Here is a 14,627-nt window from a genome sequence, read left to right as displayed (position 1 = left end):
AGCCGTCACAGCCCAGTGATCTATACGGCTCCGTATAGAAAAGGTTGGGCTCCATATATACGCCATCGTATGGAATAGGCCGCGAGGGCCCTGATTCATTGAGGAGGAGTCCGTTGCGAGATTTCCGGTTTGGATTCAGTGTGCTGGGGATCCGGTCTCGAAAGGAGCTCGTCGAGCAGTGTCGCGCCGCCGAGCGGTACGGCTTCGACATAGTGCTGGCCGCCGACCATTTGGGGATGCCGGCGCCCTTTCCGGTGCTCACCGCGGCGGCTGATGCCACGACTCGGCTGCGTGTTGGCACGTTCGTCCTCAACACCGCGCTGTGGAATCCCCACGTGCTCGCCCGCGAGATCGCCACCGTCGACCGGCTCACCGGTGGACGCCTGGAGGTCGGTCTCGGTGCCGGATACGTGCGCTGGGAGAACGAGGAAGCGGGGATCGGATGGGATCGGTTCACCACTCGGACCGACCGGCTGCAGGCGACGATCGATGAGCTCAGCAGGCTTTTCGGAGGCCAGGGGTACGAGCAGCAGCGTTCGCTGCGTGAGATGTTGGATCTGCCGATTCTCGCCCCGCTGCAGTCTCGAGGCTTCGGTGGGCTCGGGCCGCCGCTACTCGTGGGCGGCACCGGCGACACCGTGCTGGAGCTGGCGGCGCGGCAGGCGGACATAGTCAGCATCTCCGGAACCCATCAGATCAAGGGATCGCCGTTGGGTGCGGTCCGGCTCGGCACGGCCCGGGAGACCCAGGAACGGGCGCGGTTCGTGCGGCAGGCGGCGGGGGACCGGTTCCCCGGCATGGATCTGAACACGATCGTGCAGCTGGTCCTCGTGACCGCTGACCGGCGCGCCGCCGCGGAGAAGCTGGTCAGTACTCAGCTTCGGACCTTGACTGTCGACGAGGCCCTCGAAACGCCCCATTTGCTCATCGGGACCGAAGATCAGATCGCTGATCAACTCCATGAGCGAAGAGAGCAGTACGGCTTCAACTACTTCACGGTCCAGGAACCGTTCATGCACGCCCTCGGCCCCGTCGTCGAGCGCCTGCAGGGGTGATCCCGCTGCACCGTTCCGGCCGTTGACTTCATGGAGGTCATTCGACGCACACGCACGAGAAGCGCCCGACGCTCGCTCGCCTCAGAGGCCTTGTTCGACGGGCCGGCGTGGCCACGGTCGCCGCCGTCGCGATCGTCGCCTCAGTGCCGACAGTGGCGGCCGCCGGAGTCGACACGCCGACAGCGGAGATCAGCAGCTCTGACTGCCCGGCGCTCGACAATCTCTCCGCCCATGGCAGATTCGTAGCGTACGGCGACAGTTTCTGGGTGTACGACGACTGCGCCGACGGCCACTCCGCTCAGCTCCAGGTCGACATCGAGCCGTTCGGCGCCTCGGGCCACTTCGACTGGAAATTCACGACATCGAACGGCGATGGCAGCTACAAGAAGGTCCAGTTCGATCTCCACGAGGGTACCGCGGTGACTGTGCGAGTCTGCATCAGCGAAGGCTCCGTCGCGGTCGCCTGTGGCCGGTGGGAGACAGGAATGGCCTGACGACTCGGCCGATGTCCTGCTGGTCGGGCGTTTGCAGTCCAGTTACGTACGCGAGGGACGCCTTTGACGGCGGGGGCTTCAGTGCCGGGTGATGCGGTCTGTCAGGCGGTTGAAGGCGGCGAGGTAGTCCTTGGGGCGTTCGAAGTGTACGAGGTGCCCCGAGCTCACGGTGACGATCTCGGCGTTGGGCAGCAGGTCTGCCGCCCGCGCGGCATCGTCGGTGTCCATGGCGGCCATGAGTACGCCGGCGTCGTTGTAGGACGTCGCGTGGTGGTCCTGCCACCAGGTGGTGTGCATCAGAACGGTAGGCGCGTCGACTGCGGCGAGTGCCACGGCGGTGTCGAACTCGCCGTACCACTGTTCCGTGTCCCAGGCGGCGCCGAAGGCCGGATCGTAGTGAACAAGTCCCTCGAAGTAGACGTTGATCAACGGCGGCAGGAACCAGATCCGCAACGGCTGGCCCGGGTGGCGGTCGATCCAGCGCAGGGAGTACTTGGTGAGCGGACGGGCGAACGGGCCGAAGAAGGCGAAGTAGTTGCTGTGCTCCACGTAGTAGCGCTGGAAGCTCGTGTGTGGGCGCTCCCGGACGTAGGCGGCGGCGATCCGGTGGAGTGTTCCCCCGGTGGTCTTCTCGCCCCTAGGGAGGACCGAGGAGAACAGGGGAGGGTCCTCCAGGAGCAGGCCGCGGACCAGGTCGGGTCGGTTGGCGGCGATCCAGAGTGCGAGCAGTCCGCCTGAAGAGTGGCCGGACACGATCGCCGCTCGTCCAACGACCTGCTCGATGGTCTCCGCGAGCACAACCCCGATGTCCGCGAGGGTGTACGACGACGGCGGTACCGCGGCTGAGGCTCCGTGGCCGGGGATGTCGATCGCGAAGACGTGATGCTCCGCCCCCAGCGCGGGCAGCACCCGCCGGTGGTCCTGCCACCTGGACCCCTGACCGTGCAGCAGCACGACGGCCGGCCCGTTGCCGGGGCCCTCGGCGACGTTGATCGTCCGCTCCCCGACCCGGACCTGGCGCTCGGTCAGCAGATCCGGGCCGTGAGTGTTCGTCGGACTCGGCATGGTTGGCTCCTGGTCGTCACTCTGCCGCGTGGGGGTGCGGCCGTGGGCTGGTCTTCGCAGTCAGTGCCACGATGAAGGCAACGACTGCGACGGAGAACGTCGCGACTGGCGGTCCGGGGATCAACGCCAAGGCGAGGGTGAGCGTGCAGGCGGTGGCGATCAGTGCGACGACACCGAAGGGCCGCAGTTGATGCGCTTGGGTTTTGAGTGCTTGCGTGATCATGAGCAGGAGGAGCCCGACGACGATCATCGCGAGACCCATCGCCAGGCTGACACCCCGATTCACGGACTCCGCGTTCATGGAGATGGGGCCTATCTCGATGACTGAGCCGCGCATGGTCTCGTTGAGTTCGGGATCGCCCGGGAGGGCGAATTCGAGGACGTCGTGCACGAAGCCGGTGAAGATCCAGGCGGCTGCGCCAACTCGCATTGCTGTCAACTGCATCCGGGTATCAGCTCCCTTGTCAGTGGCCGGACGGTTCGCCCTGGTGGTTCCGCGGAAGCATCATACATTCGTACGCGTATGTATGTTAAATTTGGTATCGCCGCTCCGGAGTGAGATTGAACGGAAGGGGAGCATGCCGAATCCGACCAGCCCGTCCGGGAGTCGCCGCCGCACGCAGGCGGAGCGCGTCGAGTTGACGCGGAGCCGCCTGCTGGAGTCGGCGGCGCGAGGATTCTCCACCGACGGTTACGCCAACGTTCGCCTGGACGACATCGCCCGCGAGGCGGGCTACACCCGCGGCGCGGTCTACCACCTGTTCGCCAACAAGGAGGAGCTCGCGCTGGCGGTGGTCGAATGGGTCGGGAGTACCTGGCGCGCCGAGGTGGGGGAGCCGGCCGAGGAGATCGCCGACCCGGCCGAGCGGTTGCTGTGGACCGCGCGGGCTCACGCCAGATACTGCCGCCGGGACATCGCCGCGGTCCTGATGAGCCTGCGCATCGAGTTCGCTGACCGCGATCATCCCGTCGGAGCGGCACTCAGCGGAATGATCGAGCCGTTGAAGGAGGAGCTGGTGAAACTCATCACCCGCGGACGCCGGGCCGGCAGCATCCCGCCAGGCCCCTCCCCTCGCGCCCTCGCCGCGGCCTACCTCGGCGTCCTCGAAGGGGTCACGACCGCGGTCCGCGGTCACTCGCAGGATCAGGAGATCACGGAGCGAGCGGTACGCGGACTGCTCGGGCTTCCGCCTCGATGAAGGCGATCCATGGCAACCTCGTCCTCGGGGCGACCTGCGCTCCTGCGCGAGCGCCACGACGACCTGCTCGGGCGGGGAGGGAGTTCGATCGAGTGCCGAACCCGACGTAGCTCTCGGCTAGTGGGGCACGCCCTCGTCGAGGATGCGACCACCTACAGCGGGCCGGCAGAGCTCCTGTCAGCGGCGGTGGCGATGCGCAGCCGGAGTTGTACGCCGACTACGCGCCGATGACTGAAAGCGGCGGGGCGAGGAGGTCTTCGTGCCGACGAACGCGGCAGCATCGGTTTCGCGCCACCGTCTCGCCTGTCGATGCCGAGCGACTCCTCATGGCCCTTGAAGGCTTCCGAACCACCTGACGCGATACCCGTTCCACAGGGTCCGGCCGACCGGGGGCCTGTTGGGGTGACAGTCAGACAGTTGAGGATGTTCATCCCGCCGGCGGGGACGTGGAGTATCACGGCCAGGCCGCTGATCCGGCCGCAGGTCCAGATACGTCACATCGTCGTCGCGCCAGGAGCCCCGCGGGGTTGTCCCGCAGATTGATCAGATGCAGCACCGCTCGGCCGAGCGCTGTTGCACCGCCGTCCAACCGGCTCTGCCCGACCGGTGGAGCTTCCCGCGACCCGCGTCGTCGTGGCGCGGGCAGCCGGGGCGAGCACGGCTCAGTCCGTGGCGTTGCCGCGCGGTGCGCCTTCCTCTTCGCGGTGACGTGCGAGTTCGTATTCGGTGAAGGCCTGGATCATCGCGCGCCAGATGGCTTCGGCGACATCGGGCGACAAACCCGCGGCGGTGGCACGCCTCCGGGCGGCTTGAATCACCGCATCGGCGCGGTCGGGTGCGCGAACGGCGTGCTCGTCCTTCTTGAAGGCCGCGGCGGCGCGCACCAAGTCCTGACGCCTGGCCAGCAGATCGGTCAACTGCTCGTCCAGCTCGTCAATGCGGCCGCGGATCTCAGCGAGCGAGCTCAACTCGGACACGGAACCCCAATCTCTGGGCAGCTTCGGCGCTACGTTGGCGATGACGTCACCGTAGCCAGTTGGTGAGTTCCGGGACGAAGCGGGTCTTGCCTTTCCCTGGGCGGTTGGGAGGTGAGGTCGGAGGGGCGGGACCAGAAGTCGTGTTCGCCGCGCAGGCTGAGTGTGCGGGCTCGGATCCGGTGGGCGTTCCAGAGTTGGGTGCCGTTGGCAAGTTGTGGCTGTCGGCCATCGCGCCGGTCGGGGGCGTGGAAACTCGGTGGTTCTCGGTCGGTGGAGATCGGACCGCTAGCGAATGCTTCGTCGGTGTGACTGTGCAACGCGTGGGTCACGCCATCGTGCTGTTCCTGCGTACTCTCGGTCCCGGCTTGTACGACGAGATCACCGCAGCGTGCAGGCGCGGCGACTTTGCGCCCACCGTCACGCCGGAGGCAGATCAACTGCAGACCATCGTCGGCCCGGTCGCCGCGGGCTGCGGAGTCAGCATCCTGCCGGCTCGACGGCCCAACCGAGGCCGGAAGTGGTCATCCCACTGGCCCGCCTGGTGGACCTTTGCGATCGTGCTCCCGAAACAGAACCCATCCGCCGCGGCAATCAACTTCGCTGCACGGGCGAAGGCCTCACACGCTAACCGTCGGATGACACGGGGTTGATCACCCGCTGGAGTGCGGCGCGGAATCGTGGTCGTCCCCTCAGCGACACTTCGTCGCCGACTCGACGGCGGCGCCCAGTCCCGCGCCGATCGCCACGCCGAAGGTGAGCGTCAGGCCGAGGTTGTCGACCACCAACAGGCCGATGCACACACACCAAGACACACGCCGACGGCTATACCGATCCCCGGCGGCGAATCGTTCCGGTGCCGCTCATGGCGCCTGCCGGCCCAGTTTCATCTGCGGGCGCTTGCGGTCGAGCAGCAGGTCGGCCGCGCGGGCGATGACCTCGGCCCGGGTGCGGGGGCCGTGCTCGGCGGCGAGGAAGTGTTCGCCGATGGCGACGCAGAACGCCATCAGGCTGCGGGCCTCGACCTCGTCCGGGTCGGTACAGAAGGTGCCGATCATCTCGCGCAGCAGGTCCATCCGGCGGTTGTCCACCCGGGTCAACCGCGCGGCAACCGCGGGGTCTCGGCGCGCCCAGTCGCGGACCGCGAGATCGATGGGCCGCAGCCGCTCGTCGGAGAAGGTCAGGACGCCGGCCCGCTGGATCTTGGTCTTCGGGTCGCCGCCTTCCTGGTGCACACGGTCGATCACCTCGTCGATGCTCTCCCGCTCCCAGGTGTCCAGCATCTCCTCGAGCAGGGCGTTGCGGTCGGCGAAGAAGCCGTAGAAGCCACCCTTGGTGACGCCGAGGTTCTTCGCCAGCGTCTCGATCCGGACCGCGTCCGGCCCACCGTTGCCGAGGACCCGCAGCCCCTCCTCGATCCAGCGCTCGCGCGGCGTCCGCGTCGTCGCACCCATACCGCGCTCCACCTCACCTTTCGCCGTCTCCACATCGCATTGTCAGCTAACTATACGACATCGTATAGATCGCGCGGTCCGCGAGTGGTTCGAAGGCCCTGTACGACCAGTCCGGTGGGTCGCGGCGGGCTGGAACCGGCTCGGTCCTGCTCCGTGACTGCTCCGTCGAACGCTGACAATCATCGGTCATCGGTGGCTGTCGATGAGTAGTAGACGTGCAGGTCAGATGCGAAATCGGCGGTGTTGACCCGGTCACGCAGCTCAGCGCCACCGAGATCGTGGACATCTTCGAAGGCACCCAGCAGATCCAGCAACTCATCGTGGCGCGCAGACTCCTCGGAAAAACCTCGGCCGAGCTCAAGTAGATGTAACTGCGCGGCTCGCTTGGATCATGGTGGGGGAGCGGTGGTGCGGCGGGGGATGAGGGTGGGGGAAAGCTTGATCTGGGTGGTGGGTCGGTGGCGGTCGGTGATGCGGTCCTGGAGGAGGCGGGCCGCGTTGGCGCCGATGTGGTGGCCGGCCTGGTCGACGCTGGTGAGGGAGACCTGGCCGAGGGCGGCGAAGGTGGTGTTGTCGTAGCCTGCGAGGGAGATGTCGCCGGGGACGGAGAGGCCGGCTTCGGCGAGGGCGTCCAGGACGCCCATGGCGGTGAAGTCGGAGCCGGCGAAGATCGCGGTGGGGCGTTGCGGCCGGGCGAGGAGTTGCTGCGCGCCGAGGTAGCCGCCTTCTTGGGTGTAGGTGGTGGAGACGATGTCGATCTGATCGGCGAGGTTGTGTGCGTGCATTGCCTGCCGGTAGCCGTCGGCTCGGACGGCGTTCGGCATCTCGATGAGGCGGATGGGGTCGGTCTCGTGATGTTCGATGTGGGCGATCCGGCGGTGACCGAGTCCGGTCAGGTGATCGATGACGAGCGCGGCGCCGGCGAGGTCGTCGTCGGTGACCGTGTCGTAGGCGGCGGAAGGTCCGTGCCGGCCGATGACGACGGTCGGCACCAGGCCGGCGATGCGCTCGAGGTGCGAGCGGGGTGAGACCGGCGCGATCAGGACCAGGCCGTCCATGCCGCGGTCGACCATCGCCTCGGTGACCCGGGCCTCGGCGGCGACCCCGTTGCAGCCCGGGCCGAGCAGGACCTGGTAGTCGGTGTCCTGGAACGAATCGGTGATGCCGTCGAGGATCTCGGGGAAGAACGGGTTGCGGATGTCGGGCAGCATGACGCCGATCGTGTAGGTCTGGCCGCGCATACCCCGGGCCGCGGCGTACGGCCGGTAGCCCAGCTCCTCGATCGCCTTGCGCACCTTCGCGCGCATGGTCGGACTGGTGCCGTAGGCGTTGCGCAGCACCTTGGAGACCGCAGTCGTCGACACCTTCGCGTGCTGTGCGACGTCGACGATGGTGACTCGTCGCGGCGGTGTGACCGGCTCCATCGGTTCTCCCTCGATGTTGGGCAACGTTGCCTGATGAGTGTAAGTGACCGAATGCGGCAAATCGCCAGGTCGCAGCGCCGACATCTTGACGCCCCGGAACGACGGCTCTTACAGTCGCAGCAAGATTTGTAAAACGTTACCCACTCCCTGACGCGCAGGCCGCAGGCGGTCTCCGGCGGCTTTTTGAAACGTTTCATGAAGGCGGGATCCAGCACGTGACCATTGCCCCGAGTAAGTACCAGGCGAAGTCGGCGTACGCGCCGCGCGGCCGCCGCGAGCGCAACCCTCCGGTCCGCCGGCGGACCGCGCCGCCGTGGTGGTTCGCGCTGCCCGCGATGGTGCTCTTCGCCTTCGTCGTCCTGATCCCGAGCGCGCGCGGCGTGTACTACGCCTTCACCGACTGGAACGGCCTCGATCCGGACTTCGCGTTCGTCGGCCTGGACAACTTCGCGGAACTCTGGCGTGATCCGGACGCACGCCAGGCGGTCTGGCACACGCTCGTGATCGCCGTGTCGATCACGATCATCCAGAACGGCTTCGGCCTGCTCCTGGCACTCGGCGTCAACTCGGCCATCAAGTCGCGCAACGTGCTGCGGGTCTTCCTGTTCGCTCCGGCGGTGGTGACCCCGATCGTGACGGCCTACCTGTGGCGAAACCTGCTCGGCCCGGACGGTGCGGTCAACAGCCTGCTCGGCGCGGTCGGCCTGGATTCGTGGCGGCAGGACTGGCTGGGTGATCCGCAGCTCGCGTTGTGGTCGATCGTCGCGGTGATCGTCTGGCAGTTCGGCGGCTACTCGATGGTGATCTTCCTGGCCGGGTTGCAGTCGGTGCCGCAGGAGATCTACGAGGCCGCGGACATGGACGGGGCCGGTCCGGTACGACGGTTCTGGTCGGTCACCCGGCCGCTGCTCGCGCCGGCGTTCACCATCAACCTGATGTTGTCGATCATCGGCGGGATCAAGCTGTTCGACCAGGTCTACGCGCTCACCGGCGGCGGCCCCGGGCACGCCACGGACACCATCTCGACGTTGATCTACAAGGACGCTTTCACGCTCGGGGAGTTCGGCTACAGCATCGCGCTCGCGGTCGTCCTCACCATCATCGTGGCGATCGCCGCCAGCGGTCAGTACGTCGTACTGGCCCGCAACGAGAGGGCGGCATCGTGAAGCGGCGCTACCGATTCCGGACCTTCGGCCTGGAACTGGTCATGGTCGGGGTGGCCCTCGTGGTCGGGTTCCCGATCTACGTCCTGGTCAACCTGGCGGTCCGGGCGCCGTCGGACACGTCGTCACCGATCCGTCCGACGTCCTCGCCGACCTTCGACAACTTCAGCCAGGCCTGGCAGCAGGGCGCACTCGGTGGTGCGCTGATGAACAGTGTGCTGGTGACGGTCGTGAGCGTCGTGATCGTGCTGGCGGTCTCGTCGCTGGCCGCATATCCGTTGGCGAGGGCAACGGCACGCTGGTCGCGCGTGACGTTCCTGCTCATCATGCTCGGCCTCGTGCTGCCGTTCCAGCTTGCCGCGTTGCCGCTGTACCAGACGATGCGGGACCTCGGGCTGCTCGGCACAGCGTGGGCGCTGATCCTGTTCTACGCCGGGTTGCAGGTGCCGTTCACGACGTTCCTCTACATCGGCTTCCTGCGGGCGTTGCCGCGCGACTTCGAGGACGCCGCGCTGATCGACGGCTGCACGCCGCTGCAGGGTTTCCGGTACGTCGTCTTCCCGATGCTCAAGCCGATCACGGTCACCGCGCTGGTGCTCAACGCGGTGTCGGTCTGGAACGACTTCTTCACCCCGCTGCTGTACCTCAGCGGCAGCACCCAGCAGACCATGCCGGTCGCGATCGCCGGCTTCGTCGGCCAGTACGTCACCGACTGGAACCTCATCTTCGCCGCCTTGGCGATCAGCATCGTCCCGATCCTGGCCGTCTACTTCGCGCTGCAGCGCAGCATCATCAGCGGCTTCGCGGGCGGGCTCAAGGGATGACACTCACTTCTCACCAGGAGACACCATGAAGACACGTACGTTGCCCGCCGTGGCGGTCGCGATCGCCTCGACCCTCGCACTGGTCGCCTGCAGCGGCGGTACCAAGGCCGCGTCCGGCGGCGACTCCGGCGGCGAGTCCCAGACCTTGTCGCTGGCCTCGGTCGACCAGGGGTCGATCGAGGACGTCGTGAAGGCGTTCGAGGCGGCCAACCCGGGCGTCAAGGTCAACTTCACCACCGCCGGAGCGGACCAGTACCAGCAGCAGATCCGCACCCAGCTGTCGTCCGGCACCGCACCCGACGTGATGTCGGTCTGGCCGGGGAACGGCAACCCCGGTGCCACCTACGTCCTCGCAAAACCGGGCTACCTGCTCGATCTGTCCGACCGGCCGTGGGCGTCCAAGTTGCCCGACGCGGTCAAGACGGTCGCGCAGTACGACGGGAAGACCTACAACGGCGTGTTCGGCCTGAACGGGATCGGCGCGGTCTACAACCAGCAGGCGCTGGCGAAGTCCGGGCTGACCGCACCGACCACGTGGACCGAACTGCTCTCGTTCTGCAAGGCAGCCGCCGCCAAGGGCACACCTGCCTTCGCACTCGGAATTCAGGACAACTGGGTCACCCAGCTGGTTCTGTACGCGCTGGTCGCCACCACCGTCTACGGCCCCGACCGCGACTTCGACAAGAAGATGCAGGCAGGCCAGGCCACCTTCGCTGCCTCTCCGTGGACGACGGCGATGGCGAAGTACCAGGAAATGAACGCGACCGGCTGCTTCCAGAAGAACCCGCTCGGCACCAACTACGAGGCCAGCCAGACACTGGCGGCCAGCGGCAAGACGCTCGGACTCGTCCAGGGCAACTGGGTGATCGCCCTGCTCAAGGGCAAGAACCCGTCCGGCACGTTCACCTGGAAGCCGCTGCCTGCGACGGACGACCCGGCCACGGCTCTGGTCCCGGCCGCGGCCGGCGCCGGCTACGGCGTCAACGCGAAGGCGAAGAACAAGGAACTCGCGCTGAAGTTCGTCGACTACGTGATGTCGCCCGAGGGCATGAACCTGTTCGTCAAGAAGCAGGGCGGCCTGCCCACGTTGCCGGACACCGGGTTCACTCCGGACCCGTCGCTGACCGAACTCTCGCAGTTCATCACCGACGACCGGACCGTGCCGTTCATGGACCAGCTCTGGCCCAACGCGAAGGTCCAGCAGACCATGCTCAGCGGCCTCCAGGAGATCTTCAGCGGGCAGTCCACCCCGGAGAAGGTGCTGACGGCAATGGACGCCGACTACCAGGCCGGCACCTGACGAACGATCAGAAGACCTCCGGGCCGAGGTGCGTAGTGATCCACTGAGCAGAGAGCTGGGTCGAGGCGAGGTTGGTCTCGGCCTCGGGGACGTCGACCTCGACGATGAGCCAGCTAGTTCGCGTCGGCGTCCCGGGCGGCCTGCGCCTGGGCCAGGTGGACGTCCTTGAGGTACCGGCCCAGGCGAGGTGACCGGTGTCGGGCCCGAAGGACAGAATCGATGCGGGTACGGCGTCCAGGACCGCACGGATCTCGGGTTCGGTCTCGATGGTGCTGCCGACGTGGGGGTGCAGGGCCGGGGTGACACCTTCGGATGTGATGGCCTCGGCGGCCACGCCGACACCGTCAACCACCTTCGGCAGCAGCGCATCACCGCCGTACGGACGGTCCGCCTGGCCACATCGCGTCATAGGTGCGTGGTACGGCGTACCAGCCGTCGAGTGTCCGTCCGTCGAACAGTTCGGTGTACCCGTTCATCTGTTCCTTTCTCAGCGACCGGCGAGGGATCCGCAAGACCGCTTCGGTCAGGTTGAAGCCCTCGGGGGTCAGGACCCAGGGCAACGGGTTCAGGCCAACACGGAAGCCGACCTGACGTGAAGGGGGTCATTCCGAGCTCCTTGATTGCGAGGTTGCGCCACCGAGGCATCCCCTCTGCTCCCTGAGAGGGTGACAACAGTCGTCACCGGTGCCAGGTGCCGTTGAGTGGGAAGCCGGCTGCGGTCGCGATGCGGTTGCGGGAGTCCAGGAGCCGGGTCTGCAAGGCGCCCAGGTCGATGTCGACGAGCTGTCCCTCGCGCTTGACCGTTCGGCCGGCGACCAGGACGGTGTCGACCAGCCCGGGGTGGGCTGCGGTGACGATGGTGCCGACCGGATTGTTGAATGGGAAGACGGCTGGATCGTCGGTGCGCAGCAGGATGACGTCGGCGGCCTTGCCCGGGGTGAGGCTGCCGGTTGGCAGCCCGCATGCTGCCGCACCGTTGACTGTGGTGAACGTGAGCAGGTCTCGGGAAGTGAGCCCGCCGTCGATGCCTCGCTGAGCGGCGTACGCCGTGCGCATGGTGGCGAACATGTCACCTGCGACCGCGGGCACATCATCAGGGGACAGGGTCGGGGCGATACCGGCAGCGAGCATCCGGCCGGTCTCCGGCTGGCCGAAGCCCATCTTCAGCTCCACGTCCGGGCTGATCGAGACCGAGCCGCCGCTGTCGGCGATCAGCTGGATCTCCTCGTCGCTGAGACCGTTCGCATGGACGTACGTCGTGGTGTCCCGGAGCAGACCGTGCTCGCGCAGGGCGGCGATCGGGCGGTGGCCGTCGAGTCCGTCGACGTGGACGCTGGTCCGCAGGCCCAGTTCGTCGGCGAGCTTCAGGTCGGCGGCGACGTTGTCCATCGTGGTCTCGTCAGGACCGCGGAGCCCGAGTGCCATGGTCAGCAGGCCGTCGTGGGGGACTTGCGCGCGCATCCGGCGTACCTCGCTGTCGATGGAGTCGTCGGTGCGGTAGCCCGCGCCGTAGCAGAAGATCGACCGCCCCGGCGCGTCCCGCAGCGCGGCGACTGCTGCGTCGGCGTGCTCGGGCGTCTGCGCGGCGTGGAACCAGTCGAGCATCGTGGTCACGCCGGAGTGCAAGGCGTCGACCCGGCCGAACAGGTTGCTGAGGTAGACGTCCTCGGGCCGGTACTGCGGCTTGAGCATCCCGTGGATCACGGTCGCGTAGTCGGCGAACGTCCAGTCCGCGCCGACGCCGCGGAACGCGGTCTGCCAGGTGTGCCGGTGAGTGTCGACGAACCCGGGCATCACGACCCGATCGGTCGCGTCGATGACCTCGGCGTCCGGTCGTTCGATCCGCTCGGCCACGGCGACGATGACGCCGTCTTCGATCAGTACGTCGCCCCGGTCGAGATCACCGATGGCCGGATCCATGGTGACCACGATGCCGCCGGTAATGAGGCTCCTCATCGGTCGACCGCCTCCAATGCGTTGCGTACGTCGGCGACCAGGTCCGCGGTGTCCTCAGTACCTGCGGCCAGCCGAACCAGGCCGAGCGGGACTCCCGAGGCCGCGATCTGCTCCTGGCTGAGCATCCCGCGCCACATCGAGGCCGGATGGACGGCCAGTGACTCCACGCCGCCGAGGCTGGCCGACCGGCGGGCGTACCGCAGCCGGCCAAGGAATGCATCTGCTGCCTCGAACCCGCCGGCGAGCTCGATCGCCAGGACGCCCCCGAACCCGCTCAGCTGACTGTTCGCCAACGTGTGCTGCGGATGGCCGGCCAGGCCGGGATAGTGCACGCGGGTTACTGCCGGATGCATGCTCAGTGCCTCTGCGAGTGCCTGACCGTTGGCGTTGTGCCGTTCCATCCGCAGCGGCAAAGTCCGCAGGCCGCGGAGCAGCAGCCACGCGTCGATCGGTCCGAGGACAGCGCCGGTCAGCACGCCGACGTCCCAGATCCGATCCAGGACCTCCGCAGCTCCGGCAAGTACTCCGGCCGAGACGTCGGAGTGGCCGTTCAGGTACTTCGTGGCGCTGTGCCAGACCAGATCGATGCCGAAGGCAACCGGTCGCTGGTTGACGGGAGTTGCGAAGGTGTTGTCGGCAAGAGTCAGCACGCCGTGTGCGCGGGCGAGGTCCGCGACCGCGCGCAGGTCGGTGATCTGCAACAGCGGGTTGCTCGGAGACTCCACCAGGATCAGCCGCGTCCGCGGGGTCAGCGCCTTCTCGAACGCCTGCGGGTCGGTCTGGTCGACCAGAGTGGTCTCGACACCGAGGCGCGGCAGGAGGTTCATCAGCACCGACGCCGTACCGCCGTACGTCGACTGCTGCCCGATCACGTGGTCGCCGGCGGACACCAGCGCGAGTACGGCGGTAGTCAGCGCGGCCATCCCGGACGCGGTGACCATGGCCGCCTCGGTGCCCTCGAGCTCGGCGACCACGGCCGCGACCTGCGCATGGTTCGGGTTCCCGTAGCGGGTGTAGAAATCGTGGCCCCGGCGATCGACGGCGACCTGAGCGAACTGCTCGCCGTCCTCGGCCCAGAACGTCGCCGTCTGGAAGATGGGCCGTGCCACGGCGCGGCTCGGATGGATATCGCGGTCGGCATGAACAGCGATTGTGGAGGTCCCGGTCATAGGGACAGCCTGACCTAGGGATCCGGCGGGAGACGCGGATCAGCGCAACTTTGGCAGCAAATTGCTCCGTGAAGCCGCGTAGATGATGTGGTAGATGTCGCTCGCGCGCAATAATCTGCCCATGGATGATGTGGACCGGGCGATCCTCGCCGTACTGGAGCGGGACGGGCGGATCAGCAACGCGGAGCTCGCCGAGCGCGTCGGGCTGTCGCCGTCGCCCTGTCTGCGGCGTGTGCACCGGCTCGAGGAGACTGGCGTGATCCGCGGCTACCGGGCGCTGATCGATCCGGCCGCGATCGGACGTGGTCTGCGCGTCATCGCAGGCGTCCGGCTGGTACGGCATGCCCGGGTCGACGTGGTCGCGTTCGAGCAGGCAGTAGTCGAGTTGCCGGAGGTGGTGTACTGCCACCACGTCACCGGCAACTTCGACTACCTGCTCCAGATCGAGCTCGCGGACCTCTCGGCGTACGAAGACTTCCACGCCAACCAACTGGCAAGCCTGCCCGCCGTCGCCACCGTGACGACGTACGTCACGATGAAGACCCTGTAG

General features: G+C 67.3%; 17 protein-coding genes. 9 read left to right on the top strand and 8 right to left on the bottom strand.

From position 1 onward, the window contains the following. The first annotated feature begins 44 nt into the window (after positions 1-44). Positions 45-1,055 (top strand): TIGR03621 family F420-dependent LLM class oxidoreductase, encoded by a 1,011-nt coding sequence (locus ACIBGM_RS43600; protein ID WP_396388906.1) that lies wholly within the window; start codon positions 45-47, stop codon positions 1,053-1,055. 107 nt (positions 1,056-1,162) lie between these two features. Next, positions 1,163-1,549 carry a hypothetical protein gene (locus ACIBGM_RS43595; protein ID WP_360532032.1) on the top strand — a complete coding sequence of 129 codons (387 nt, stop codon included), beginning with the start codon at positions 1,163-1,165 and terminating at the stop codon, positions 1,547-1,549. Between the two features lie 78 nt (positions 1,550-1,627). Here ACIBGM_RS43595 and ACIBGM_RS43590 read toward each other — a convergent pair whose 3' ends face one another. Further along, complete coding sequence (locus ACIBGM_RS43590; protein WP_396388905.1) at positions 1,628-2,614, bottom strand: alpha/beta hydrolase; 987 nt, start codon at positions 2,612-2,614, stop codon at positions 1,628-1,630. 16 nt (positions 2,615-2,630) lie between these two features. After that, the gene (locus ACIBGM_RS43585; RefSeq protein ID WP_360532038.1) at positions 2,631-3,059 is read right to left on the bottom strand and encodes a hypothetical protein; all 429 of its coding nucleotides are present in this window, start codon (positions 3,057-3,059) and stop codon (positions 2,631-2,633) included. Between the two features lie 133 nt (positions 3,060-3,192). Between ACIBGM_RS43585 and ACIBGM_RS43580 the strand changes: the two genes are divergently transcribed. Then, positions 3,193-3,813 carry a TetR/AcrR family transcriptional regulator gene (locus tag ACIBGM_RS43580; protein ID WP_396388904.1) on the top strand — a complete coding sequence of 207 codons (621 nt, stop codon included), beginning with the start codon at positions 3,193-3,195 and terminating at the stop codon, positions 3,811-3,813. A gap of 662 nt (positions 3,814-4,475) precedes the next feature. On the opposite strand, the gene ACIBGM_RS43575 is transcribed toward ACIBGM_RS43580, so the two are convergent. After that, entirely contained in the window at positions 4,476-4,790 is a 315-nt protein-coding gene (locus ACIBGM_RS43575; RefSeq protein ID WP_360532043.1) for a chorismate mutase, read from the bottom strand. Positions 4,791-4,852: 62 nt separating this feature from the next. Here ACIBGM_RS43575 and ACIBGM_RS43570 point away from each other — a divergent pair, with 62 nt between their 5' ends. Continuing rightward, on the top strand, positions 4,853-5,440 hold the full coding sequence (locus ACIBGM_RS43570) for a LysR substrate-binding domain-containing protein (RefSeq protein ID WP_396388926.1): 588 nt from the start codon (positions 4,853-4,855) through the stop codon (positions 5,438-5,440). A 210-nt stretch (positions 5,441-5,650) separates the two neighbouring features. On the opposite strand, the gene ACIBGM_RS43565 is transcribed toward ACIBGM_RS43570, so the two are convergent. Beyond that, positions 5,651-6,241 (bottom strand): TetR/AcrR family transcriptional regulator, encoded by a 591-nt coding sequence (locus tag ACIBGM_RS43565; RefSeq protein WP_360532046.1) that lies wholly within the window; start codon positions 6,239-6,241, stop codon positions 5,651-5,653. 215 nt (positions 6,242-6,456) lie between these two features. Between ACIBGM_RS43565 and ACIBGM_RS43560 the strand changes: the two genes are divergently transcribed. Continuing rightward, a complete protein-coding gene (locus ACIBGM_RS43560; RefSeq protein ID WP_396388903.1) occupies positions 6,457-6,606 on the top strand; it encodes a hypothetical protein in 150 nt (49 codons plus the stop codon). Positions 6,607-6,630: 24 nt separating this feature from the next. On the opposite strand, the gene ACIBGM_RS43555 is transcribed toward ACIBGM_RS43560, so the two are convergent. Beyond that, on the bottom strand, positions 6,631-7,665 hold the full coding sequence (locus ACIBGM_RS43555) for a LacI family DNA-binding transcriptional regulator (protein WP_396388902.1): 1,035 nt from the start codon (positions 7,663-7,665) through the stop codon (positions 6,631-6,633). A 215-nt stretch (positions 7,666-7,880) separates the two neighbouring features. Here ACIBGM_RS43555 and ACIBGM_RS43550 point away from each other — a divergent pair, with 215 nt between their 5' ends. Genes ACIBGM_RS43550 through ACIBGM_RS43540 form a run of 3 tightly spaced genes read left to right on the top strand, consistent with a single transcriptional unit; the run spans position 7,881 to position 10,952 of the window. Further along, positions 7,881-8,831, top strand: a complete 951-nt coding sequence (locus ACIBGM_RS43550) for a carbohydrate ABC transporter permease (protein ID WP_396388901.1) — start codon at positions 7,881-7,883, stop codon at positions 8,829-8,831. Next, entirely contained in the window at positions 8,828-9,652 is an 825-nt protein-coding gene (locus tag ACIBGM_RS43545) for a carbohydrate ABC transporter permease (protein WP_360532055.1), read from the top strand. The genes ACIBGM_RS43550 and ACIBGM_RS43545 overlap by 4 nt, the downstream gene beginning before the upstream one ends. A 25-nt stretch (positions 9,653-9,677) precedes the next feature. Continuing rightward, complete coding sequence (locus tag ACIBGM_RS43540) at positions 9,678-10,952, top strand: ABC transporter substrate-binding protein (protein ID WP_396388900.1); 1,275 nt, start codon at positions 9,678-9,680, stop codon at positions 10,950-10,952. Between the two features lie 7 nt (positions 10,953-10,959). Here ACIBGM_RS43540 and ACIBGM_RS43535 read toward each other — a convergent pair whose 3' ends face one another. From ACIBGM_RS43535 to ACIBGM_RS43525, 3 genes are all read right to left on the bottom strand, one after another. Continuing rightward, the gene (locus ACIBGM_RS43535) at positions 10,960-11,361 is read right to left on the bottom strand and encodes a hypothetical protein (RefSeq protein WP_396388899.1); all 402 of its coding nucleotides are present in this window, start codon (positions 11,359-11,361) and stop codon (positions 10,960-10,962) included. A gap of 269 nt (positions 11,362-11,630) precedes the next feature. Next, positions 11,631-12,908, bottom strand: a complete 1,278-nt coding sequence (locus ACIBGM_RS43530; protein WP_396388898.1) for an amidohydrolase family protein — start codon at positions 12,906-12,908, stop codon at positions 11,631-11,633. Continuing rightward, positions 12,905-14,077 carry an aminotransferase class I/II-fold pyridoxal phosphate-dependent enzyme gene (locus ACIBGM_RS43525; protein WP_360532067.1) on the bottom strand — a complete coding sequence of 391 codons (1,173 nt, stop codon included), beginning with the start codon at positions 14,075-14,077 and terminating at the stop codon, positions 12,905-12,907. Before ACIBGM_RS43525 ends, ACIBGM_RS43530 begins: the two co-directional genes overlap by 4 nt. A 121-nt stretch (positions 14,078-14,198) precedes the next feature. Between ACIBGM_RS43525 and ACIBGM_RS43520 the strand changes: the two genes are divergently transcribed. Continuing rightward, a complete protein-coding gene (locus ACIBGM_RS43520; protein WP_360532070.1) occupies positions 14,199-14,627 on the top strand; it encodes an Lrp/AsnC family transcriptional regulator in 429 nt (142 codons plus the stop codon).

This window comes from Kribbella sp. NPDC050470 (assembly GCF_044458365.1).
In the GTDB taxonomy this organism is placed as follows: domain Bacteria; phylum Actinomycetota; class Actinomycetes; order Propionibacteriales; family Kribbellaceae; genus Kribbella.
This window is presented reverse-complemented; position numbering and strand designations above follow the sequence as displayed.

Excerpts from the sequence above, each read along its gene's own strand:
- ACIBGM_RS43525 (WP_360532067.1), bottom strand. The coding sequence starts at position 14,077 with ATGACCGGGACCTCCACAATCGCTGTTCATGCCGACCGCGATATCCAT.
- ACIBGM_RS43530 (WP_396388898.1), bottom strand. The coding sequence starts at position 12,908 with ATGAGGAGCCTCATTACCGGCGGCATCGTGGTCACCATGGATCCGGCC.
- ACIBGM_RS43590 (WP_396388905.1), bottom strand. The coding sequence starts at position 2,614 with ATGCCGAGTCCGACGAACACTCACGGCCCGGATCTGCTGACCGAGCGC.
- ACIBGM_RS43540 (WP_396388900.1), top strand. The coding sequence starts at position 9,678 with ATGAAGACACGTACGTTGCCCGCCGTGGCGGTCGCGATCGCCTCGACC.
- ACIBGM_RS43535 (WP_396388899.1), bottom strand. The coding sequence starts at position 11,361 with ATGACGCGATGTGGCCAGGCGGACCGTCCGTACGGCGGTGATGCGCTG.
- ACIBGM_RS43565 (WP_360532046.1), bottom strand. The coding sequence starts at position 6,241 with ATGGGTGCGACGACGCGGACGCCGCGCGAGCGCTGGATCGAGGAGGGG.
- ACIBGM_RS43585 (WP_360532038.1), bottom strand. The coding sequence starts at position 3,059 with ATGCAGTTGACAGCAATGCGAGTTGGCGCAGCCGCCTGGATCTTCACC.
- ACIBGM_RS43520 (WP_360532070.1), top strand. The coding sequence starts at position 14,199 with ATGGATGATGTGGACCGGGCGATCCTCGCCGTACTGGAGCGGGACGGG.
- ACIBGM_RS43580 (WP_396388904.1), top strand. The coding sequence starts at position 3,193 with ATGCCGAATCCGACCAGCCCGTCCGGGAGTCGCCGCCGCACGCAGGCG.
- ACIBGM_RS43555 (WP_396388902.1), bottom strand. The coding sequence starts at position 7,665 with ATGGAGCCGGTCACACCGCCGCGACGAGTCACCATCGTCGACGTCGCA.